Annotated in this window: 22 protein-coding genes and 3 pseudogenes; 18 read left to right on the top strand and 7 right to left on the bottom strand. The window is 68.2% G+C overall.

All coding sequences use genetic code 11. The features are described 5' to 3' along the window. The first annotated feature begins 330 nt into the window (after positions 1 to 330). The 7 genes from BS75_RS00355 to BS75_RS45795 all read left to right on the top strand — a co-directional run bounded on the left by BS75_RS00355 (position 331) and on the right by BS75_RS45795 (position 7,145). Entirely contained in the window at positions 331 to 1,023 is a 693-nt protein-coding gene (locus BS75_RS00355; RefSeq protein ID WP_034086738.1) for a tRNA-dependent cyclodipeptide synthase, read from the top strand. Positions 1,024 to 1,118: 95 nt separating this feature from the next. Then, the gene (locus BS75_RS00350; RefSeq protein ID WP_160312320.1) at positions 1,119 to 2,189 is read left to right on the top strand and encodes a cytochrome P450; all 1,071 of its coding nucleotides are present in this window, start codon (positions 1,119 to 1,121) and stop codon (positions 2,187 to 2,189) included. Positions 2,190 to 2,216: 27 nt separating this feature from the next. Beyond that, positions 2,217 to 3,458, top strand: a complete 1,242-nt coding sequence (locus BS75_RS00345) for a cytochrome P450 (protein ID WP_034086736.1) — start codon at positions 2,217 to 2,219, stop codon at positions 3,456 to 3,458. Positions 3,459 to 3,541: 83 nt separating this feature from the next. Further along, the gene (locus tag BS75_RS00340) at positions 3,542 to 5,044 is read left to right on the top strand and encodes an FAD-dependent monooxygenase (protein WP_034086735.1); all 1,503 of its coding nucleotides are present in this window, start codon (positions 3,542 to 3,544) and stop codon (positions 5,042 to 5,044) included. 87 nt (positions 5,045 to 5,131) lie between these two features. Then, the gene (locus tag BS75_RS43820; protein ID WP_052069065.1) at positions 5,132 to 5,980 is read left to right on the top strand and encodes a class I SAM-dependent methyltransferase; all 849 of its coding nucleotides are present in this window, start codon (positions 5,132 to 5,134) and stop codon (positions 5,978 to 5,980) included. An 82-nt stretch (positions 5,981 to 6,062) separates the two neighbouring features. Beyond that, positions 6,063 to 6,356, top strand: a complete 294-nt coding sequence (locus BS75_RS00330) for a putative quinol monooxygenase (RefSeq protein ID WP_034086734.1) — start codon at positions 6,063 to 6,065, stop codon at positions 6,354 to 6,356. 195 nt (positions 6,357 to 6,551) lie between these two features. Next, positions 6,552 to 7,145, top strand: coding sequence for an IS5 family transposase (locus BS75_RS45795; RefSeq protein ID WP_267970545.1), 594 nt, complete (start codon positions 6,552 to 6,554; stop codon positions 7,143 to 7,145). A 29-nt stretch (positions 7,146 to 7,174) separates the two neighbouring features. Here BS75_RS45795 and BS75_RS00320 read toward each other — a convergent pair whose 3' ends face one another. After that, on the bottom strand, positions 7,175 to 7,711 hold the full coding sequence (locus tag BS75_RS00320; protein WP_034086733.1) for a DUF3592 domain-containing protein: 537 nt from the start codon (positions 7,709 to 7,711) through the stop codon (positions 7,175 to 7,177). A 663-nt stretch (positions 7,712 to 8,374) separates the two neighbouring features. Here BS75_RS00320 and BS75_RS52025 point away from each other — a divergent pair. The 3 genes and pseudogenes from BS75_RS52025 to BS75_RS00305 form a co-directional block, all read left to right on the top strand. Continuing rightward, positions 8,375 to 8,521: pseudogene (locus tag BS75_RS52025) on the top strand (IS630 family transposase); the annotation flags it as partial. Positions 8,522 to 9,389: 868 nt separating this feature from the next. Continuing rightward, positions 9,390 to 9,740 carry a hypothetical protein gene (locus BS75_RS00310; RefSeq protein WP_034086731.1) on the top strand — a complete coding sequence of 117 codons (351 nt, stop codon included), beginning with the start codon at positions 9,390 to 9,392 and terminating at the stop codon, positions 9,738 to 9,740. 166 nt (positions 9,741 to 9,906) lie between these two features. Continuing rightward, the gene (locus tag BS75_RS00305; protein WP_034086730.1) at positions 9,907 to 10,092 is read left to right on the top strand and encodes a hypothetical protein; all 186 of its coding nucleotides are present in this window, start codon (positions 9,907 to 9,909) and stop codon (positions 10,090 to 10,092) included. Between the two features lie 505 nt (positions 10,093 to 10,597). Here BS75_RS00305 and BS75_RS00300 read toward each other — a convergent pair. Then, positions 10,598 to 11,221 (bottom strand): recombinase family protein, encoded by a 624-nt coding sequence (locus BS75_RS00300; protein WP_034086729.1) that lies wholly within the window; start codon positions 11,219 to 11,221, stop codon positions 10,598 to 10,600. 128 nt (positions 11,222 to 11,349) lie between these two features. On the opposite strand from BS75_RS00300, the gene BS75_RS00295 reads away from it, so the two are divergent. Continuing rightward, a complete protein-coding gene (locus BS75_RS00295) occupies positions 11,350 to 11,634 on the top strand; it encodes a response regulator (RefSeq protein WP_052069063.1) in 285 nt (94 codons plus the stop codon). Between the two features lie 195 nt (positions 11,635 to 11,829). Continuing rightward, a pseudogene (locus tag BS75_RS52020) lies at positions 11,830 to 11,949 on the top strand (ATP/GTP-binding protein); the annotation flags it as partial. Positions 11,950 to 12,129: 180 nt separating this feature from the next. On the opposite strand, the gene BS75_RS00285 reads toward BS75_RS52020, so the two are convergent. Beyond that, positions 12,130 to 12,555 carry a hypothetical protein gene (locus tag BS75_RS00285; protein WP_034086727.1) on the bottom strand — a complete coding sequence of 142 codons (426 nt, stop codon included), beginning with the start codon at positions 12,553 to 12,555 and terminating at the stop codon, positions 12,130 to 12,132. A gap of 250 nt (positions 12,556 to 12,805) precedes the next feature. Further along, entirely contained in the window at positions 12,806 to 13,078 is a 273-nt protein-coding gene (locus BS75_RS00280; RefSeq protein ID WP_034086726.1) for a DUF7927 domain-containing protein, read from the bottom strand. A 752-nt stretch (positions 13,079 to 13,830) separates the two neighbouring features. Here BS75_RS00280 and BS75_RS00275 point away from each other — a divergent pair. Both BS75_RS00275 and BS75_RS00270 read left to right on the top strand, forming a co-directional pair. Beyond that, positions 13,831 to 14,001: pseudogene (locus tag BS75_RS00275) on the top strand (FAD-dependent monooxygenase); the annotation flags it as partial. A 582-nt stretch (positions 14,002 to 14,583) separates the two neighbouring features. Then, positions 14,584 to 15,345, top strand: a complete 762-nt coding sequence (locus BS75_RS00270; protein ID WP_231607633.1) for a tyrosine-protein phosphatase — start codon at positions 14,584 to 14,586, stop codon at positions 15,343 to 15,345. Between the two features lie 286 nt (positions 15,346 to 15,631). Here BS75_RS00270 and BS75_RS00265 read toward each other — a convergent pair whose 3' ends face one another. Next, the gene (locus tag BS75_RS00265) at positions 15,632 to 16,624 is read right to left on the bottom strand and encodes a GlxA family transcriptional regulator (protein WP_034086724.1); all 993 of its coding nucleotides are present in this window, start codon (positions 16,622 to 16,624) and stop codon (positions 15,632 to 15,634) included. Between the two features lie 440 nt (positions 16,625 to 17,064). Then, on the bottom strand, positions 17,065 to 17,886 hold the full coding sequence (locus BS75_RS43815) for a hypothetical protein (RefSeq protein ID WP_052069062.1): 822 nt from the start codon (positions 17,884 to 17,886) through the stop codon (positions 17,065 to 17,067). A 978-nt stretch (positions 17,887 to 18,864) separates the two neighbouring features. Here BS75_RS43815 and BS75_RS00255 point away from each other — a divergent pair. The 3 genes from BS75_RS00255 to BS75_RS00245 all read left to right on the top strand — a co-directional run bounded on the left by BS75_RS00255 (position 18,865) and on the right by BS75_RS00245 (position 20,820). Then, positions 18,865 to 19,350 (top strand): hypothetical protein, encoded by a 486-nt coding sequence (locus BS75_RS00255; protein ID WP_034086723.1) that lies wholly within the window; start codon positions 18,865 to 18,867, stop codon positions 19,348 to 19,350. A 354-nt stretch (positions 19,351 to 19,704) separates the two neighbouring features. Continuing rightward, positions 19,705 to 20,118 carry a hypothetical protein gene (locus BS75_RS00250; RefSeq protein ID WP_034086722.1) on the top strand — a complete coding sequence of 138 codons (414 nt, stop codon included), beginning with the start codon at positions 19,705 to 19,707 and terminating at the stop codon, positions 20,116 to 20,118. Between the two features lie 327 nt (positions 20,119 to 20,445). After that, the gene (locus BS75_RS00245) at positions 20,446 to 20,820 is read left to right on the top strand and encodes a hypothetical protein (protein ID WP_152646267.1); all 375 of its coding nucleotides are present in this window, start codon (positions 20,446 to 20,448) and stop codon (positions 20,818 to 20,820) included. A gap of 226 nt (positions 20,821 to 21,046) precedes the next feature. On the opposite strand, the gene BS75_RS00240 is transcribed toward BS75_RS00245, so the two are convergent. After that, complete coding sequence (locus BS75_RS00240; protein ID WP_034086720.1) at positions 21,047 to 21,457, bottom strand: VOC family protein; 411 nt, start codon at positions 21,455 to 21,457, stop codon at positions 21,047 to 21,049. A 112-nt stretch (positions 21,458 to 21,569) separates the two neighbouring features. Between BS75_RS00240 and BS75_RS00235 the strand changes: the two genes are divergently transcribed. Further along, positions 21,570 to 22,025, top strand: a complete 456-nt coding sequence (locus BS75_RS00235) for a hypothetical protein (RefSeq protein WP_042440593.1) — start codon at positions 21,570 to 21,572, stop codon at positions 22,023 to 22,025. Positions 22,026 to 22,176: the final 151 nt, after the last annotated feature.

Raw genomic sequence — 22,176 nt, 5'->3', positions numbered from 1 at the left:
AAACTAATACAGCAATAAGGGCTATCGAATGTTCATAACATCCTGTAGTGTGTAGCAGCGCGGCGAGGAGGCGTCGGCGCACTGCGGAGTGATCACGGGTGATGCGCACGGCTCGACCGTCGAGTTGTATTGGCGCCGCCCGCAGGGCTGCCGTGACGAGAAGACAGGTTTCGTCTCAAAATGACCTGAGCCGTTCGGGCAGAGAATTCGGTGTGAATTCTGGCGTGACGGCCTTCTCTCTTCGGGCCGCCCACTTCATGGCGGACTTTCAGACCTGGCGACCGGGAAAGGTACTGGCATGAGAACGTGGCATACAGATGCAGGTCAGCGATGGTGACCGTGGATTTCCTGATTCGACCACAGAGCGAGAATTGCCGTCGGATCGCCGATGCCTCCGACCACTGCGTCGTGGGTCTGAGCCCGTTCAACGGCTACTACACACCATGCCGGGTGGAGGCGTTGGTCCAGTGGGCAGCCGGACATTTCACGAGGGTCGACGTTCTCGTTCCCGGATTCGAGGCGGCACATACCCTCACCGCTGCGGGCGTCAGGCCGCTGGAGGCAGTGGGGCGTGTGCGGCGAGCTGTGAACCAGCTCAGGAATCCCGCGGTGCTGGCGCTGTCGCGTGCCGGTGTGTCCACGCCGGAACGGCGCGTCCATACCTGGACTCAGCTGATGAGCCGACCCGAGTACGTGGCGTTGCGTGAGCGGGCCAGAGCGGCATACCGAGTCGATCCCGCCCTCAGGGCGGCCTGCCGGGCGGTTGCCCGGGGAGCGGTCCGGTCCATCGCGGATACGGAGCCCGGTGAGGAGCAGATCGACGCCTGCGTCACTTATCCGATCGCAGAGTTGCCGCTGATCGTGGACAGCCCGTCGATCTTTGACGTGGCTTCTTCGGTGTTCGTCTACCACCGGCGGATCGAGCTCGCCGCAGCCCTGCTCGCCGGTCCGGCGACCGGGCTGCGGTCAGCTGCACAACAGGGGTTCGTGGTGGCCGAGCCTGTACTGCCGGGTGGTTCGTGATGAGGCAGCTCAGGCAGCTCCCGATGCCGGCGAGGACACCGGAAATACCGTTGAGGTTTCCCTTCGTGCTGGGCCCCCTGGGCACGCCTCCGCCCGTGATCCACTGGGCACGCCGACGGCAGCCGGTCTGCCCGGTCGAGCTTCCGGGCGGATCCCGGCTGTGGATGATCTCCCGCCGGGACGACATCCTTCGAGTATTCACCGACCCGGACCTCGTGCGGCTGAGCGATGCCGCTGAAGCACTTCCCCCTCCGGCCGGGATCAGCGGGGCAGCGCGCTCGCGGGCCGGGCAGCCGGGCGCCGAGTATTGCGCGACGTGGGCGGTGGAATCCCACCGGGCCTCGATCGTGAAACAGACGGGTCTCGTCCTGGACGCCATGGAAACCGGGAACAACCCTGCCGATCTGCTGGAAAAACTGGCAGCGCCGCTAACAGCCGCCGTGTGCCGCGATGTCTTCGGGCTGTCATTCGATCCCCAGGAATTGCGGAACCTTCTGATCCAGGAAGAGCCGACAGGAAATTCGGCTGTCGGGCACCCGGTCCTGCACTCGCTCACAGAGCACCTCCGGGATGGCCCCGTCCGCGGTAATGCCGCCGGTACGCCCTTTAAAGCCCGCGAACAGCGGGAGGCCGACACTGAACCGTCGCACACCGTGGTGACAGGCTTGCTCGTCCGGTGCGCGAGGTCACTCTTCTCGGCATTGCTGACCGGACCGTTCACTCTCCTGCTCCACCCCAAACCGCTACGGGAGTGCCTGCGCGATCCAGTGCTGTGGCGGGCGGCAGCCGGGGAACTCCGCCGCTACCACCCGGGCACGGTGCTCGGCCCCACCCATATCGCGCTCAGAGACCTGGAACTACACGGCACCCTGATCAAGGCCCGAGACGCGGTATGCGCCTCGCCCCTCGGCGCGGCCTGGGACGAGGAGCACTACCCCACCCCGGCGAAATTCGACATCCATCGTCCGGACGCCGGGTCCACAGACCTTCGCACGGATCCTGGCCCCCTGGCAGACGACGCCCTCAGCAGGCTGGTTCTCACCATCGTCTGCCCCGCCCTGTTCGAGCGCTTCCCACAACTGCGCCTGGCCGTGGATGAACACGAGATTCCCTGGAGAAATGATCTGACGTTCATCCGTCCCGCCTGTCTGCCCGTGGCCTGGTGACGGCCAACCCGATGAGAGGAGAACACCATGCATCCGACTGCCCGCATCATCAGCGTCCTGTCCGACAAGTTCGCCCGGGACCCGTACGCCTGGTATCCCCAGCTGCGGGAGAACGACCCCGTCCACTACGAACCCGGCATCGGTGCCTACTTCCTGAGCCGGCACGAAGACGTTCGCCGGGTTCTGACCGAGGACCAGACCTTCACCACCCAAGCCTTACGGGAACGGGCCGAGCCGGTCATGCGCGGTCGCGTCCTGGCACAGATGACCGGCGCCGAACACACCGCCAAACACCGGACAATGATCCGCGGATACACCGGGCCGATGCTGGAAGACCAGATCCCGCTCATCCGCCGCAACGTGGAGCAGCTCATCCGCCCCCATCTGCGGCGCGGCCGGTTCGACCTGGTGAAGGACTTCGGACAGCAGCTGGCGATCTGGGTCGCGCTGGACAGTCTTGGACTGCCCAAGGACAACTGGCGGAATGTGCACTCCTGGTTCCAGGGCGTGGCCGAATTCGTGACGAGCGTCACTCTGACCGAGGAGCGATACCGGCATTGCGTCCAGTGCGCCCGCCGGCTGGAGGACTATCTGCGGCCCTTCATCAAGGAACGGCGCGAGAACCCCGGCCAGGATGTGATCTCGCTGATGTGCCACACGGAGTACGAGAGCGGGAGGATGAGCCTGCACGAGGTCACCGCTCTGTGCCACAACGTGCTCCTCGCCGCGACCGAACCGGCGGACAAGACACTGGCCCTGCTGTTCCGGCATCTGATCACCCACCCCGATCAGATGGCCCTGGTCCGCGGCGATCCCGGACTGGTGACCAACGCCATCGCGGAGACGCTCCGTTACACACCGCCGGTGCAACTGATCCCCCGCAGGACAGCGGAGAACGTCGAGATCTCCGGTGTCGCCATACCCGCCGAGACCATGGTCTGGTGCATGCTCGCCGCCGCCAACCGCGACCCGCGTGTCTTCGAACGGCCCGACACCTTCGACCTCCAGCGCACCGACCTCGGTCCCGAACGGTCCTTCACCGCCGCCGCTACCCACTTCGGGTTCGGCGCGGGCATGCACTCGTGCGTCGGGGCCGCATTCGCGCGCAGGGAACTGGAGACGGTCGTGACGATGCTGCTGGCCCTCATGGAGAACATCGGCTTCCCCGAGGACGCCTCCTACGAAGAGACCGGCTTCTACTCCCGCGGCCCCGAATCACTCACCCTCACCTTCGATCCCACCGTGGAAGGACGGCTCCTGGCTGCCTGAACCGCCAGAAGGGGGAAACCGCGTACAGCCGGCAGCGACCTCCTCCACATCACGATGACGGAGGACCGGAAAGGGGACATGCCGTGGACAGTAATCGCCACCACACATCTGTTCTGATTGCCGGAGGAGGACCTGCCGGACTGGTCCTGGCGGTGGAACTGGCCCGTCGGCACGTCGACTTCCGGATCATCGACGCCGGCGCGGGTCCCTTTCCGGGATCACGGGGCAAGGGTCTCCAGCCGCGCACCCTGGAGATCTTCGACGACCTCGGAATCATCGACTCCGTACAGGCGGAGGGAGCGCCGCTGCCGCCGATGGTGGCCTGGGAGGAGGGAAGGATCGTCAGGGAGTGGGACGTCATCGCCCGTGGCGAGCCCACCGGGGCCACGCCCTATGCCGAGCCCCTGATGCTTCCTCAGTCGCGTACCCAGGAACTGCTTCGCGAGCGACTGCTGCATCTGGGCCACCGTGTCGAGTTCGGAGCGCGGCTCGACGGATTCTCCCAGGACGAGGCCGGCGTGCTGGCCCAGGTTGTCCGGACCGACGGAGGTACGCGGGAGATCGCGGCCGACTACCTGGTCGGGGCAGACGGGGGCGGCAGCACCGTACGGAAAATCCTGGGTGTGAGGTTCGACCGCGAAGACGTGGACACCCGGCCGCTGCTCGTGGCCGATGCCGATATTCCCGGACTGGACCGCGAGCACTGGCACACCTGGGGTGACGCGGTCGGCATCATGACCGCGATCTGTCCCGTCGCCAGAACGGACTACTTCCAGGTCATCGCACGGTTCGCGACGGGAACCCCCGACCCCGCTCCCGAGCGGGTCCGCGAACTGGTGGCTGCCCGCACGGGAGTGCCGGTGCGGAAGGTGCTGTGGTCATCGGTCTTCCGGGCACGAGCAGCGCTGGCGGAGCACTTCCGGGTCGGCCGGGTGTTCCTGGCCGGTGACTCCGCGCATGTTCATTCCCCGGCGGGCGGCCAGGGCATCAACGCGAGCATCCAGGACGCCTACAACCTGGGCTGGAAACTGGCGCTCGCGGCAACCGGCCAGGCAGCACCCTCGCTCCTGGACTCCTACGAGGCGGAGCGCCGGCCCGCTGCGGCGGAGGTGCTGGGAGTGAGCACCCGCATCCACCAAGGGGCGGGTCGGGTCAGGGAGCTGGCCGCGCGCCGTGACCGCACCACGCACCATCTGGCACTCGGATACCGGGGTGTTCCACCCAACGCGGAGATGCGCCCCGCTCTCGTCGAGGAAGCCCTCCACGCGGGGGACCGCGCTCCGGACGCCCCTTGTACCGACCGTGGCGGAGCCCCGGTACGTCTCTTCGACCTCTTCCGCGGACCCCACTTCACCCTTCTTTCCTTCGGAAGTGCGCCCATCCAGCCTGTCAGCGCCCGGGGTCCCGCGGTGATCCGCGTGGTGCGCGTCGGCCACGACGTCTCGGACCCCGCGGGGTTCGCCTCCCGCGCGTACGCACCGCACGGCCTGTTCCTCGTACGACCGGACGGATACATCTCGCTGGCTACCGAGACTCCAAGTGAGGTGACCAGCCATCTTCGCTCACTCGGCATACATGTCGGATGACCGGCGGGACCCTGATCCGGGCTGCTCGTGCTCGCGTCGGCGGCCCTGCACCGCTCGTCGGGCCCGGAGGAACCAGAGAGGCAGACCATGACCGACCCGGACCGTCCGCAACCCGCCCCCTACGTTCTGGATTCAGCCGCCCGAGCGGATCTCGAATTCGACCGCCTGCGCACGATCGAGCAGGTCTACGACCCCGGAACCGAGGAGATCCTCACCCGGCTGAACCCGGCGCCCGGGTGGTCATGCCTCGAAGTCGGCGCGGGAGCGGGCAGTATCGCCCGTCTCCTGGCATCTCTCGCCGGAGAGACCGGAAGAGTGGTGGCAACCGACAGCGATCCGCGATTTCTGAGGAACATCGCACATCCCGGGGTCGAAGTGATCGAACACGACGTCACCGCAGGCCCTCTGCCACCAGGTTCCTGGGATCTGATCCACGCCAGATCCGTACTGGAGCATCTGCCGGACCCCGAATCCGTCCTGGCCCGGCTGATCCCCTCGCTGGCACCACACGGGCAGCTCTTCGCCGAAGCGATCGACGTCAGTCGCGAGACACTCGCCATCGCCGCCAAACACGCCCCGGACAGAAGGGCGGCCACAGCCTTCCTGGAGTTCGCAACCGCGGTGCACCGGCTGATGACACTCGCCGGAGCACACCCCGAACTCGGCAGCACCCTCCCGGTGCTCCTCGCCGCCCAGGGTCTGGAGGGCATCACCCACCAGCGGCGACACCCCCTCGTCTCCGGTGGAAAACGCGGCTTCTACGCGCTCACGCTCGCCCGCCTCGCACCGTCGTTCCAGGACCACGGTCTGCTCGACACCGCCGATCGACGGCTCTCCTCCCTGTTCGACGACCCGTTCATGGTCTTCCCCGCACTCCCCATCGGCGCTGCCCATGGACACACCCCCGCGGTCGGACGGCGACAGCGGAGAACCTGAAGAGCCGGTCCGCCAGGAAGGGCGGAGAGCGTCCATCCGAACGGAACAACACGCAAACGGAACACCGAGAGAGGCGAAGCCGATGAGTGAAGTAACGGTTGTGGGCCGGGTCGTCGCCAGGGCGGGCAAGGAGGCAGAACTCGCACAACTGCTCCAGGCGGTCATCGAACCCACCCGGAACGAGGAGGGAAGCCTGCACTACTCCATCCAGCAGAGCATCGAAACCCCGGAGGAATTCATCGCCATCGAGCGGTGGCGACACACCGAAGACCTCCAGCGCCACTTCCGAAGCGCGCACTCCCAGCACCTCGCCGCCGCGGTGGAATCACTCCTGGCGGAACCGATCAAGATCACAACATGCCGGGAGCTGACATGAGATGAGAGTCCCCACGAGGGCGACCGCTGACCCCACGGAGACTGCACGGACAAGACCTGAGGCCCGGCCCCATGCCCAGCGCAGACTCCGAGCTGCCGTCTCCAGCACCCGGGACCAGCCTGGGAAGCCCTCCTGGGGAACACCCCGGGCTTGGTAGTCCGCGGGCAGCGAGCTGGTGTCCATGCCGTCCGCGCGGTGCGGGACCGGCCGGGGACCGGTGCTCCAGGCGGGCGGTGGGCCGACCATCGCACCGTGGTCAACGGGGTGCTCTCCCGGACGCGAACCGGGATTCCCCGGCATGACCTGCCCGAACACCACGGATCATGGCAGACCTTGTACGAACGCCACCGCTGCTGGTCGGCCGACGGCGCCTGGTCGAACATTCTGCGCGCCCTGCAGGTCGGTGTGGACGCCACAGCCCGGGGCACGGACGGCTCGTGGGTGGTCAACGCAGACTCCACCACCTGCCGGGCCCACCAGCACGCAGCCGGGGCCCGGCATGCTCCGCCGGCCGGCCACCCCCAAAAAAGGGGCGGAACACGCGTGGACAGAGAGGGCCGCGAGGCCCTGGGACGCTCCCGGGGCGGACTGACCAGCAAGGTCCACCTGCTGGCCGACGACCGCTGCCGACCCCTGGTCTGGCCGACCTCGCCCGGCCGGCGTGGTGACAGCCCGATGTTCACCCCGCTCGTGCAGGCACTGAACGTGGCCCGCACCGGGACCGGGCGTCCGCGCACCCGGCCGGACCGGACCCGCGGCGACAACGTGATTCTGCCGAACCGGTGCTGAAACCGCAGTAGCTGATGCCGCAATGCTGTTCACCCGCCGGCGCTCGGGAAGCCGGTCGGGAAGTTGGAGGTGGGAAGCGTCGAGGTGCCGACCGAGAAGCCGATCCCGGCCAGGCCGAAGCCGATCAGCGCGAAGAAGAGGCCCATCAGCCCGAAGACGCTGAGGATGATGACCGGCACGACGGCTGGCATCCCACCGGTGCCTGCTCCCCGCGCGTCGGCAGGGACGCCCCGATCCGGGCTGCCGGGCAGGTACTTGACCGGCACGTGGTCGCCGACGATCCGTGGTTGCCCGGACGAGTCGTCGATCCGGTAGTCCTGCCCGTTTGCCGCCCGAAAGCCGATGATGGCGTGTCGGACCGTGAGGCGGTGGTCGTGGCGTCCCTCGAGCGCCTGGTAGACGTCGAGCACGCGCCCCTCGGCCACCAGTCCGCTGCGCAGCGCGGCACCGGTCGTGCCGGCTCTGCGCAGGATCCTGACGATCATGATGACGGCGATCGCTGTGAAGGCGAGGCCCACCAGTCCGAAGACCGTGCCGAAAGCGCCCACCCCGTTGAAAACGTCCATACCAGCCCCCCGAATGCCGTGGTCCCCGGATCGACAACGGGCGCCGCTTTGCCGCCGGATGCCCGCGTGCGCCTGGTGCCGTCGATACCCCCGGTATCTGCCGCAACGGCACGCCTTGTCGTCCGGTGATCCTCTCCCGGAATCGATCACCGCGACAACCCCGCACTTCGGTTGTCCGTACCCCGCCGATCGGCGGGGCCCCTTCGGGCACGACGCCCCAGTAACGGGAAGTCGCAATGCTGAATCCGACGGGTCCGAGCATGCGCCTGCCTTGACCGGGCATCGGCGTCGTTGGCACCTCCCATGGCTTGCGCTCTGCCTCGTTGATCAGGGCCGTCAAACTGATCGTCGAGCCTGTAGCAAGGGCGCTGCCAACGAGGCCGGCCACGTCGACTGGCGCAGCCTGGTGTCCCAGGGGGTGAGTGAGGCCGGAGACGCCCCAGCGGCCACGCCCGGGAGATGCCGTGTCGCCGGTCCAGGTCCAGTGGGCTCCGTGCGCGCTGATGAGGAACTCGGCCAGGAAGGCCATCAGCAGGGTGTGCAGGCGGATCTGCTCCTCCTGCGCCAGAAGGGCGGGGTTCTCCCGGGCAGGCTTTCGTCGAGGATGCGGGCCGCGGTGCCTGGGTCCGTCTGCATGAGATCGGCGGCCTGGCTGAACTGCTCCACCACCCGAACCACACCGCCCAGACCCGTGCCCTGCACGCCTACCTGCGATGGCGCAACACCCACGCCCGCCACCCCGACGTCCTCGCCGCCCAACGCCGCGAACGCGCCCGCATCCGCAGCGAGAAAGGCATCCGCTGGGGCGGATGCCCCCTCCTCTCCGTTGCACAACCCACAACCCGGCGAAGTCACCCGGTCACCGCACTAGCGAGCCATCGGTGCCCGGCCGATCCCTGCTCGGGCGGGCCCTCGCAGCGGGCCCGTGAGCCGGGCGCAGACCCGCTGCAGCAGCTGGCGGTCAACCGCCGCCCGGAGCTGGCCGTAGACCCCCGCCGTCAGATGCGAGGTGACCATCGGTGTCCAGTCGGTCGGTGCCTGTAGCGAGCAGGGTGCCGAAGGCACGGACGAGCGGTGGCTTCGCGTTCCGGGCAGCGGGCCAGGACTGCCTTGCTCTGGGGTGCGCTGGTCCTCGGAGTCGACCTGGCCGGGACACTCCTGTGCGGAACCCGCCTGGCAGGGGCCGACCTGACCGAGACCTGCTGGCGTGCCTGGCCGCTGGGAACGCCACCTCGACCTCCACTACGCCTCCGTCCCACCGGGCTGCACGATCATCTGCTACTGGCGACGCCTCAAGAAGGCCACAGCACGATCGTGTTTACGAGCTTTTCAGGACAGGATTCCTGCCTTTCACGCCGGTCGGTCAAGGCCATTTCCTGGCCGCATGAGGGAATCTGAACCGCAATTCCCCCGAAGCGCAGGGAGATTGAGCCGGGTCAGCACCCTGCTAGCGGGCCGCCAAGCACCCTGATCGGGCGACGCGGAATTAACGCCGGACATCCAGGAGCGGATATCTTCCTGTCTGCGCGCCGAACTGGCGACGCGAAGAAGAACGATGGCGGCCGACCTCGATTGCCGGTCCTACGGGGGGCAGGTGGGAATCTCGCCGTTGTCAGGTCAGGGGATAATTTCAATGAATACTGCTGGACGTTCGTCGTCGGCACTGCGGAATCGAAGGATGATCGCCGCCGTCATGACGGCGCCGCTCCTGGGAGGGTTCCTCACGCTGGCGCTTCCGGGCGAGGCACTCGCCGCGACGCAGGCTAAGTGCAGCCTCGACATCAAGTTGGACTGGGGTCGAGGGGTGGTCGCCTCGACCTGCACGATGATCATCGGTCCGCAGGTGAAGGGGGCAAAGATGGTAAACCATCACCGATCGGTCCTGTCGTGCGACGATATACGAGGCCAGGGGAACCAGCACGATATCCGGGTCAAGCTCTACGGCCCCTGGAAGCCGGTGGGGCAGACCTCCACCGTCAAGTTTCCGATCCGCTCCTCAGTCGCCGGGTTCTCGCAGGAAACCAACTAGGGATTTTCGCCCTATCACAGTTTCCACGGCGCCGGCCGCCTTAGAATGCGGTCGCGGCCGGCGCCGTCGCAGAGGAATCCGTGCGATCGAGCATTCGGTTCGCCGACTTCCCGTCGGGTAGACTGCGGAGAGTTCGCGCAGTCGAAGCAGGAGAGCAGGTAATTTCGTGACCACGCAGCAGCAGATACGCTGGGGCGTATTTCTCGTCTACGCCGTCGGCAGCGCGGAGGCACTCATCGCGTTCGACCAGACGCAGGCCTCCCGCTGGATGTGCTGGGCAGGACTCCTCGTCGCGGCCGCTTCGGCGGTGGCACTCTGGAACCGCCGCCGCCCGGGGGAGACCAAGCAGTAACCACTCCCCCCGGCCTCCCGGCCGTGTCGTTCGAAGTGCCGCTTTCCCTGCTCTGCGCGCGTGACGGCGTGCGTGCCCGCCTGGTCGAGCCGGCCGAGGCCCGGTAGGGCGGGCGGCACTGCCCGTGGCCGGATCCTGTCGAGCAGTTCGCGGCGAGCGCGTGTTCACTCGTAAGTGCCTGTCTTTGAGGACTGAGATGGTGATCAGTGATCGGTGGGATGGTCGATAACGTGGCAGCCGATGCCACTGATACTGGATCGTTGCCGACGCTGTCTGCCTGGCCCAGGTGCTGGATGTTGTCGTTGGCTTCGCCCAGAGTCATGGACGCGCCACCGTAGTTGGAGTCGACGAACAGTTGTGCGGCACCGCTGCTGGGGGGGCATGGCAGATCCTCCTGATCGTGGTGAGACCGGCAGCTCCGGCCCCACGGTCCCCTCTACCCACATCGGAGCGGCCCGTCACGACAAGGCCTGCGGGGCGGATCGGGACGAGCAGTAGCGGGAGTTCAGCCTGAGGTGAGCTGCTTCGGAACGCGGCTGGCAGTGCGGAGTTCCTGCAGGTCGGGGATGTGGTTGTAGAGGGTGCCGGGGCTGATGCCGAGGAGCTTGGCGATCGAGGTGATCGAGTTCTCGGGGTTGGGGAGCATGTCGCGCGCCGCTCGGATGATCTCGGGGGTGGCGACGCTGGGGCGTCCGCCGACGCGGCCGCGTGCGCGGGCGGCGTCCAGGCCCTCGCGGGTGCCGGAGACGATGAGCCCGCGGATGAACTCGGCCAGGGCGGCGAAGACGTGGAAGACGAGCCGGCCGCCGGGGGTGGTGGTGTCCAGGCGCTCGTGCAGCGAGGAGAAGCCGATCCCTTGGCCCCGTAGCTCGCCGACCATGTTCACGAGGTCCTTCAGTGAGCGGCCGTAGCGGTCGAGTGCGGGCACCACCAGGGTGTCGCCGGGCTGGAGGAAGGCGTGGCAGGCCGTCAGCTCGGCGCGGTGGTCGTCCTTGCCGGACCTCTTGTCGGCGAAGATCCGTCGGCACCCGGCGGCGGTGAGGGCGTCGATCCGGCGGTCGAGCTTCTGTCCACCGGTGGAGACCCTGGCGTAGCCGATGCGGGATGAGGCAGGGTGCTGGTAGGTCATGACAGCTCAGCCTCACGTGGGCGGCGAGCCGGGACCGCCGGTCTAACAGGAGGAAGCCCCATGGCCAACGACGTGATTCTGGTCGTCGGCTACGAGCCGATGCGCAGGGAAACACCAGTGAACTGCTCGTGCAGAACGACTACGCGGCCGAAGGCACCGACACCGCAGACTCCGCCCACACGCTGCTCTGGGCGGATGATACGCGCCACAGCCTGCTGCTGATCACGACGAACCTGCCCGGCAGTCTGGGTGCCGAGGACCTCGCAGAGGAGGTCCGTGAACGGAAGCCAGACTTCCCGGTCGTCTTCATCGACGACGCCGAGACCTCACCCCAGCTCCCCGGGGCCCCGGTCCTGCGGAAGAACTTCACACTCGGCCAACTGCTCAACGCTGTGGAGACCGCTCTCAGGTAGATCCGAGGTGGGACGCCTCAGCGCGCCCCCGGTGTCGGTCACCGGGGGCGCGCTGAGCCCCGGTGTCGACAGGCGGGGCGGCTGCGTCGCCGGGCGTCTTCCACCCCGAGCTCGCGGGGAGAGGCCGGCAGTGAGACCTGTGACTGCTCTCAGCCGCCGGATGCGTCTCCCAGCGCCGATGATCACCGGAACAGCATGATCATTTGGATCAACGGCGCCTTCGGTGCTGGAAGGACCACGACCGCCACCCTGCTCACCGAGGCCATGCCCGGCAGTCTGCTGTTCGACCCCGAGGATGGAGGCGGCATCATCGATGGGATGGCCTGCGCCGCCACCATCAGCAGCCGATTCAGCATGAAGACCCGCTCCCCGCATCCACCGTCCGACACGAAGTGACGCCCGCGCGGCGCGGCCGCTGGCGAGGATCGCGGGGCCGGCCGAGCGACTGCGCGTGGCGGGCGCCAGGCACTGGTCCGCACCGCGCAGAGGCAATCGCTAGATGTCGGCCAGCTTCGAGGCGATGCCGGACCTCTGGTACTCGTCCTCGGTGTGGAAGTTGATGGAGAAGAAGGAGAACGTCTTGGTGATCCCGCCGAGCTGCTGGGCAACGGATTCCGCGGTGCCGACGGTCCGGTCCCCGGGGGTGCCGCAGCCCTCGCCGGTGGTCTCCTCCCAGGAAGCGAGGATCCACTTGAGCTGGCCGTCGTTGCCGGTGACCGCGTGCAGGATGTAGGCGTTGTCGAAGTTGCCCACCGTGCCGTAGACGGCGGAGCGGAAGTCGTCCTTGGCGGTCCCCTCCGTGCTGGCGATCTGGCCGGTGACCTCGCCGTTTTCGAGGGTGAGTACCCAGGTGTCGAACCCGTCGGCGGTCAGGGAGTTGAACTCGTCGATGACCTTCTGGGGCACGGTGACGTCGGTCATTGCTTTGGGCTCCTTCAGCCTCGCTGAATCAGGTGGCGCCGCAGTCCTGGTTGGGGTCACGGCGCTTGTGGCTCTTCGTATCCTGCCGGACACGGTTTGTGCATGTGATCAAACTGCAGAATCTGACTACGGTGCAGTGGGCGGCCTGAACAGGATGCCGGTCGCGTAGGTGAGGGCTGGGTTCTGGCACGGGCCTTGGGGCCCAACCGGAAGTAGATGCGCACCTCGGGCGTCGCCGCCGAGGCAGGCCCTACTCGGGGGTCACGCTGTAGGTGAGCACCGCGGAGGAGTTGGCTGGGACGGTGACCCTCCATGTGAGGGTGGTGCCGTCGAACGCAGGGGTGCCGGTCGTCGCGGAGGCGTCGTCGTTCCATGAGGCGGATTGCAGGACCAGTTGCAGGTTGTCAGTGACGCTGGTGGTGATGGGCTCGTCGTCCGGGTTGTTCAGCGTGACCGTGTACGTGACCGGCGCGCCGACGGTCTGGGCGCTGCCCGCGGCGGTCTTGTTCATCTCCAACGGCATGGGTGCACTCCTCAGGGATGGGTGATCTCCTCAGGGAGAGCGTGCCCGACGCCCATGAGAGTTGTCGATCTTTCGTCAACTTGCCGCAGCGCATGTTCGGTGGGGTGTAGTGGCCCGTCGGGCCCGCAACCTACAAGGCAAATTGCGGGCTATTCCGCGACTTCCGGTACCCGACTCCACCATTAGCCGTGTTCAAGGAAGACCCGATCCGCTCCTACCGGTCGTTCCTGGACAAGCGCCGCGACGCCGACCGGCTGCGGACCGCGCTGATGGAGTGCGCCCCGATTGGGCTGGTCTTCATGCAGCTGATACTGACGTGCGAACTGTCGCGTTACCAGGCCCGCCGGGGCCTGGCCGCACTGCGCGACCCTCTTGATCATCGCCGTGCTGTTCGAGAGCCCCCGCATCCAGCAGGCGCCGGGCCGCAGCCACCTGCTCCAGCGCTCCCGGGCCTGCCCAACTGTCGATAGCACCACGCCACAGCGAACGGAGCAGTACGAAGCGTGCCAGCTGCGGCTGGTTCTCCTCGATCTGCGACCTCGCCCAATCAGAAGCGTCCGCCGCACCGAGCGCCCCGAACTGCGCCCGAAGCGACTCCGCCTCAGTCCGCTTCGCCGGAGCAAGTCCAGACAACCACGACTGCCACGTCGTCTCGGCATCATCCATCGCACCAGGATGCCCCACCGGCCGCATCAGCAAGATCAGTGGTTCACGGAATCGCGGTCAGAACCAAATTCAAGAAGCGCCATCACGCCGCGCACCCCGGCGACGCCGAGGCCGCCCTGGCCGCGTACGAGGCGGCGCTCTTCCCGCGCAGTGAGGCGTCCGCCACCGAGTCCGCCGACAGCCTGGACAACATGTTCGGCGAGCGCGGCCTGGAGTACATGGTCGAGTTCTTCACCGCCGGCCCGGCAGCCCGGTGAGACCAGCGGTCCTGCCCGCCCTCCGGACCCGCGAGGGCGGGCAGGACCACATGCCCTTTCACACACGGGGCTGCTCGGCCGCCGTCCCGGCGAGCTGTCCGATCAGCTCCCCGCCAACAGCCTCAGCGGTCCTCGTCCCGGTGAACCGCACCGGGTTCGCCGTAGAGCGTGATGTGCGCCGGGTCTCCCGGAGTCGGCTTGCGTGGTTCCGGGCTGCCGGCAAGGTGGTTGGGGTGCGGAGCTCGTACTCGATCGGGGCGAGCATGCCGAGTGATGAGTGGCGGCGCCGGCGGTTGTGGAAGATCTCCAGGTACTCGATGTGCGGGGTCGGGTAGCCCCCAGTGGGGGTGCCTGCGTAGCCGGCGGCGGTTGTAGAAGGTCTCGCTGCAGGAGAAGACCCTCGCCGCGCAAGAACGAGTGTCCAAGACCACAGGGGGCTGCACAACCGGCTTCCACCTGCGGATCGTCATACAAATGAGCTGCGGTGTGGAACCGCAGGAGGCCGCTGGTTGACCTTCACCTGGGGGCAAGCCCCAGCATCAGTGGGGCCGGGCAACGTGCCCGACGCAAGGAGGGGACCGCGTGACCAGTACTCAGGATCACCACCGGGCCGACGTGCCGGTCGTGGACGCTTGCGACCGCGACCTGCGGTGGGAGGGCAGCTTCAACGTCCGGGATCTCGGAGGGATACGCACTGCCGGCGGGGGTGAGACACGCTGGGGTGCCGTGGTCCGCTCCGACAGTATCGACGGCCTGACCGCCGCCGGCTGGGCCGCCCTTCAGGCGCACGGCATCCGCACCATCATCGACCTGCGCAACGAGGGTACGGCTAAGCCCTCGCTGCCGAGACCCGAGGGGATCGACTTCACCCGGGTGCCGCTCGACGCGCTTGTCGGAAAGGAGTGGTGGGACGAGTGGGGCCACCTGGACGGGACCCCGCTGTTCCTCCGGCCCCACCTCGAACTCCGCCCGCACGCGGCCGCCGCCGCCGTCACCGCCGTTGCCCGTGCCCAGCCCGGCGGCGTCCTCGTGCACTGCGGTGCGGGCCGGGACCGCACCGGGCTGGTCGCCCTTGTACTGCTCGCGCTCGCCCGTGTCGCGCCGGAGGACATCGCCGCCGACTACGAGCTCAGCGCCTCCCGGCTCGCAGCGCTGTGGGCCCATCTCGGCAGGGCGGACGAGCAGATGGAGGTCGACCGGATCCTGGCCCGCGAGGGAACCACCGCGCGCGAAGCGCTCGTGGAGACGCTCACCTCGTTCGACCCCGAGGCCTGCCTGCTCGCGGCCGGCCTCGGCGCGGACGATCTGGCCACCGTCCGCGCCAGGCTCCGGCCGAGTGAGTGACCCGAGCCCGCGCGCGCTGCTGCCATCTCCTGGCAGGCCACGAATCCTTCATCGCGCCGCCCGACGGCGAACAGCGCGGACTCCATGGCATTCAGGGCACGAACAAGGAGGTCGGTCCGGTTCGGGTCGCCCACGTCGATCGGCCGGGCGTTCGCGACGGCCTCCGGATGAAAGGCCGGCTCCGCCGGTGAACGGCTCTCGGCGCGGTAGCCCGCCATGGTCAGGGCTGCTGCCGACTTCGGCCGATACGTCAGCGGGCCCACCTGCAGACGCCCCCGGGGCGTGTTCAGCTCCTCGACTGAGGGACGTCCCCGAAGCGCTGGCGGTACTGGGCCGGGGAAAGGTCGAGAGTGCGCTGGAAGGCGCGGCGCATGGCCTCGGGGGTGGGGTAGCCGCTGGCGCGGGCGACGTGCTCGATGCTGTCCCGGGTTTCCTCCAGCAGGCGGCGGGCGGTCTCCAGGCGGGTCTGGTCCACGTACCGGCCGGGGGGTGTGCCGATCTCGGCGGTGAAGGCACGGGTGAACTGGCGGGCGGAGAGGTTGGCGCGCTGGGCGAGGGTGTCTACGGTGAGGTCCGCGTCCGGATGGGTGGCGATCCAGTGCTGCACTTCGCGCAGGGACGGGCGGTCGGCGAGCTGCGCCAGCAGGTGGGTGCTGAACTGCCGCTGGTTTCCGGGGCGGCGCAGGAAGACGATCAGGTAGCGGGCCAGGGTCAGGGCGGCCTCGCGCCCGAGGTCCTCTTCGACCAGGGCCAGGGCGAGGTCCATCACGCTGATACCGCCCGCGGAGGTGGAGACCCTGCCATCGCGGATGAAGATCGGGTCCGGGTCCACCTGGGCCCCGGGGCAGGCCCGGGCCAGCCGGTCGGCCTGGCTCCAGTGGGTGGTGACCCGCCGTCCCGTGAGGAGCCCGGCCTGCGCGAGCAGGAACGCTCCGGTGCACATGGAGACGATTCGCCGGCAGCGTGCCGCGTGCTGCCGGAGCCAGTTCACGACCTGCGGGTCGGGCGCCAGGTCGCCCCATCCTCCGTACGGTCCTGGCACCAGGAGGGTGTGCGGGGCGGTGGCGGTGTTCAGGTCGGTGTCGGGCACAACGGTGAGGCCGCTGGGACTGCGCACCGGGGTGCCACCCGGACTCGCGGTCCGGATGCTGTAGGGCGCCTTGTCGGACGTCGTCCGGGCAACGTGGACGTTGGCGGCGGTGAGCACCTCGACGGGGCTGACCACATCCAGTGCGTCCACGCCGTCGAAGAGCACGACGAGCACGGTGCGGGTTCTCACACAACCAGCCTGCCCGCCTGAGCTGACGTCTGCAATGTCGCTTATGCCACCTTCTGTGCCATCCGAGGCTGTGGGCCCACCGACGAATGGGCTGTACACGCCGGTCACAGCGGCTGAGCGGTGCCGCGAGTTCCGTGCGCTCTGCGGCACCGCTGCGGTCTCACCGGCGGCTCGTGGTGCCGGTCCTTTGCCTGCTGTTCCACCAGCGGGCGAGTAGGCCGACGGCGCCCGCTCCGACGACGACGGCCACGGCTGTGGCTGCCGGGTCTGCCCATCCCTGGTGGGGCAGAAGGGTGAGCAGGCCCCACCGTAGGAGCCAGCCGGCCATCAGTCCGACAGCGACCAGGCCCCACAGGGATGCCTCGTAGCCGAACCGCGGAGGTGTGTTCGGGTCTTGCTTCTTGGTACGGGACACGTTCTCAAGCCTTTCGCGATCGTGCTTATTTGAAGAAGCCTTCGACGGCTCCCTTGGCGAATCCTCCGATCGCGCCCACAGCCGCCCCCGGGCCGCAGCCGGCGCCGGCCGTGCTCACCGCGCCGACGATGCAGCCGCCCACTGCGCCCGCGACGGTGGAGCGGTTCGAACTCTTCAAGGCGTTCTTGGCACGCTTCTTGAATCCGGCCCAGGTCGGGTCGGCGACCACAGGGAAGGCCGTGCCGGCGTCGAACGCCACGCTCTGGACGAGTGCACCGTCCTGGACCCGGTAGCTGGTGGGCACGGCGGTCCCGTTGGCGTCCTTGGCCCACGGGGCCTGGAACGCCCCGAGTGCCTCGCCCTCCTTCATGACGGTGACGCTGCCGTCTTCCTGCTGCTGGAGGGTGGCCCCGGCGGGCAGGTCCAGGCCGTAGCGGTACTCCTTGGGTGCGGAGGCGTCGGAGATGACGGCCAGCGCGCGCACGCCTCCCCCGGTGGTGCGCTGGACAGCCAGGGCGGAAGAGCCGTCGGCGTCCGGATAGACCACGGTGCCGTTCCCGGTGGCGACACCGCGGGCCTTGCCGGAGGCGGGCAGAGTGATGCCGATGGTGCTGCCGTCGTCCGCGGACGACGTGATGACACCTGCCGCAGTCGCCGGGACGGTACCGGCGGTGCCGGGGGCGATGTCGGCGGTCCCGGTCGTCCGCTCCACCGCCACCGCAGACCGTGCCGCGGCCTGCGAGGGGGTCTGGTCGGAGTCGGCGAACGCTGCTGGGGCGCAGGCAGCCAGCAGGGCCCCGGCCGAGACAAGGGCGGTGGCCGATATGCGCAAGGTGGTGGTGTTCATGTGGTCTCTCGTTGGTTTCTCGACGATGGCGCTCGCCGAAGACGGTGCGCCGTCCGGCCCCGTGTCGCTGGATCGGGGCACGAATGTGCTTGCGGCAGCCCGGTCTGCCCGGCAGGTGGGTGATCCCGAGAAGGTCTCGGGTTCACGAGACACGGTGGGATGCCCGACACCTACGGGTCGTTCCCCGGGCTTCAACACCTTGCCGCCTGTGTGGGGAAGGGCCCCGGCCCGGCGGCGAGGAGAAAGGGGCTGCCTGGGCAGGTGCGCCGGTTGGTTCAGCAATCCTCACACGGATCCAACAGCGCCCGGCGCATCACGCCCCGGCCTTGCCCAAGCGCAACCCAACCAGGATTGCGTCACATAACTGCTGGTCAAAGCCATCATGCGCCGGTCCGGGCGCACCACGGACAAGTCCATGCGCAGTCACAACACGGCCGGATTGGAGGGAGACACGTCGCGTCCCGGGCAGGAGGGTCGTCGGCGCCGAGCCGAAGGGCGCCATCGAGCGGGCCTGGCTGATTCCTTCCGGGGCTGAGCTGAGGGCCGAGGCCGGCGAGGCACCGTAACGCTGCCACAGCGGGCACGTGGATGGGCCGGGTCTGACTCTGGGGGCAGCCCCGGCCGCCACCGCGAACGGCCTGTTCTGCTCCGGCCCTGGTGGGGCCCGGCGGCTCGGCGGGGGAGTCCAAGCGGATGGCACGAAGTCAACTGCTGATCCTTTCAGCTGACGGCTCCGTGCCCAGCAGGAGTGTCATGGGATCAGCAGCAGACTTCGCCGGGTCCGCTCAGGAGTGTGGGTCAGCAACGTCCCTTGCCAGGGTCTCCCGTGCGACAGGTTAGGACTGTAGGCCGGACAGCGGATGGCGAACCGTTTCCGCGCTTCTCATCCGGGTGGCCCGGCGTGTTCGTGCGTGCCCTCAGGAGGGACGGATCGGAAGCCTGGGGGCTGTCCCCGAGCAGAATTTGGAGTCTCGTTCCATGTCCTACCGTACGAAACTGCGCGGTGCCGTGGTCAGCACCTGCACCGTGGCGCTGCTGGCCGGCTCCGGCCTGCTGACCGCACCCGCCCAGGCCATCGGCAACCAGGTGGTCCCGGCACACACCGCCACCACCCGCCACCGCTCATCGCCGGCAGAGGATCAGGTCGTCACCTTCTTCAGGCACTACCGCGAAGCAGCGAAGGGGACGCGCGCGCAGACCCTGCTCCAAGTCGAGGAGGAGTTCCTCACCCCAGAACTCATCAAGCAACTCGCCGCCTACGCCTCGGCGAACCAGGTGGACCCGGTGTTCCGCCAGGAGAACATCCCGGTCACCTATTCTTACGCGGACGGCGGAGCGTGGGACCTGCTCAGCCACAAGGTGATCCTGACCATGAACTTCGAAGACGGTTCGAGCACCGTCATGTGGTACAAGGTCCAGGACGTCGACCGGGCCATCACCAACCTGGAGAACGCGCCCTCCTGACGGTGTGCCCAGCGCTGCTCCGGCCGGCCCCAACGGCCGGAGCAGGTCCTTCCAGGACGGTCGAACGAGTGGGTGGGTGGGCTGATCGGCTACGTGGGATAACATTTCCCATCCTCTCCGGGGCTGGTGGACGGGCCGGCGAAGACGCTCATCGGCACCATTCCCGGGACTGTGGTTGGGATCGTCCTTCCCGCCATCGACCCGAATCTCCACCACCTTCCCCTGACCGCCACGGGGGCAGGGGAACAACGAGCAGGCGTTGTGGCGGTAGAGAGCACGGAGGGTCATGAAGTGGTCCGAATAGTGAGGCCTTCCCTGGGGCCGGACGCCGTACGCCTCGGCTCCTCCTCACGGATGCTCTGGTCGTCTCTCATTCCTCTGGTCATCGGCGTCGTCTGCGCGCTGACAGTGGGTCGGAGCCGACTCTTCCACGAGTACATCTGTCTGGTGGGCGGGGCCTCCTGCTCGCTGCTCGTCCTCTGGCAGGTCTGGTATCTCGCATTTGTGGACCAGGGGCGGCTGATGATCCGCAACCCGTTGTGGAGGGTCGTCGACCTGGAACGGCTCGTCCTGGTCGAGGCCTTCCCCGGCGGTCCGAACGGACCTGTGCTCAGAGTCGTGGACCAGAGCGGGGCCAAGTGCCTCGTCGCCAAGACGAACCTGAGCCGCCACGACTGGGCCGTGCTCTGCCGGGCGTTGCTGCCCTACGTAGAGCGGGCGAGTGCCAAACACGAGGGCCCGGTCCGCAAGATCCTTTCCCCCGTCTGAGGCATCCGGCCCGGTCCGGAGTCCCTGAGCCGGCACCGCGGAGGAGGGAAACGACGAGCCTCGCTCGGCTCGGACTCGTCCTCGAACGACCGGTGCTGCAGGAGGCATCGACAACTGGGGACATGCAGTGCTCGGGTTAGCCCCGGCGGTCGATCGCGTGGTCCTGACGGCGGATCCCGCGCTGCCAGACTCATCGGGCCTCCGGGGCGGCTGTGGCTGTCGAGGGCTGACTCATGGTGGCCGGCGCCGGGACGGCTGGATCTGCCCTGTGTCAGGCGCTCGGGGTGGTTCAGGCTGGGGTTGACCGCTCACGACTCGGGAGGATCCATGAGGAGTCTGTCAGGCCGTACTCTGGCCGTCGGCATTGCCGGACTGGCGGTGGCAGGGAGCGCAGTGCTGGGCGCGCCCGCTGCCCAGGCCGCAACCACGGGTCACTGCACCACCGTGACGAGCGGCCCCGGCTTCGACGGCCCCACGCTCACGTCCATATTCTTTGGGCCACTGAGCAACTGCGGCGGCTCCTTCACCAACCTGGGAGCGCCCTACACGTTCGCCTTGGACAACGTGATCGTGCCGTACTTGGGCGGAACCGGGATATGGACTTCCGGCGCTGATCACAACCTGATCGCCACGTGCACATCCGTATCCGTGAACAATGCGCAGCTCTACGCGTCGGGTTGCACCTATGCGCCAGAATCGTGACCGGTCGGAGGGCTGATCGCCGTCGCTCGCGGTGGGGTTGGCAGCTCCTGGTTCTGCCCGCCGCCGACTCCCGCGAGTAACGACTGCACCTCCGAGCCGAGCACGGGCCGGGACGGGGCCGATGGCCACCGACTCGTCTTTCTGCTGATTCGCGAGATCGTCGTCGACAACATCGGCATGCTGTCCCGCTGACCTCGACCGAGCCCGGCAACCCGAGAACCCGGGCTCAGGTGTTGGACCACGCGCGCGTGCAGAGCACGAGCCGGTAGCCGTCCGGATCCTCGACGGTGATGCCCCACTTGTTCCAGTACGGGTTGGGAGACGGGACACGCTTGCCGCCGTGTGCCTCGAGGCGGGTCACAAGTTCCTCGGGTACCTGGTTGTCGAGGTAGATCACGAGCAGGTCTTCCGTGGTGGGCTGCGGCTCGACGGGCCCACCAGCCTCGTGGACGAGTTCGAGGTGCCAGGAGGCGTCGGGCCAGCCGACCGTCAGCAGGTCGTGCTCTCCCGGCGTGTCGCCGCCCTCGGTTCGGTACAGCACGTTCAGCCCGAGGCCTCGGCTCCAGAAACCCTCCGCCGCCACGAGGTCGCGCGGTGGGCGGGCGACGCGAATGTGGCTCAGACCGTTGGCGGGCATGGGCTCCCCTTCGTAGTGGCGCGCTCGGAGGCGGGCCGATGGTCACGGCACCTTCCGTGGTGGACCGTTTCGGTCAGCCTGGGCAAGAAGCGTTCGTGCAGCAGTGGGACGCATGGACATGCGGAGAATCGTCGCGGTGCTCGCCGAGGAGGCCGAGCAGCAGATCCAGGGCCGGGTGTGGGAACTGCTGCCGAGCGACCACGCACTCGCTCTTGAGGCCGAGGCAGGGCTGCGGAAGGCTGTCGGCCTGTCGGACATCCAGGAGGAGCTGCCGCAGATCAAGCGGCTGGAGCACCTGCGGGAGGCGCTCGCCGTCCTGGCGGCCTGCCTCGCTCGCACTCGCGGACGCCTGGCCTGGTTCCTGTCCGGTGCTGCCAACGCGCTTGAGCCGGTCCTGCGCTGGCGTGCTCTCCCCGCCGGCGCCGGCGGCACCTTCGACACCTTCCTGCCGAGTCCGGAGGAATATGCGGAGGCGGAGGATGCGGTCCGCCGACTCCAGGGGGCTCTCGCGCTGATCACCGGCTCAGGTGACCCCGGAGACCCGGGTCGGCGACCGGACGGGGCCTGAGTCTGTCGGCGAGCCGGACCGGCGTCGTGAGGAGGAACAGCCGGCCGGCCGCGACGGCGGACTGGAAGTCGAGGGGAGCCCTCCTCTGCTGCGATCTCGCGCTCGGATCCGACGGGCACGACGACAACCTCGGCACCCGGTGGCCCACCCG

Source organism: Streptacidiphilus albus JL83, from assembly GCF_000744705.1.
Lineage (GTDB): Bacteria > Actinomycetota > Actinomycetes > Streptomycetales > Streptomycetaceae > Streptacidiphilus > Streptacidiphilus albus.
This window is presented reverse-complemented; position numbering and strand designations above follow the sequence as displayed.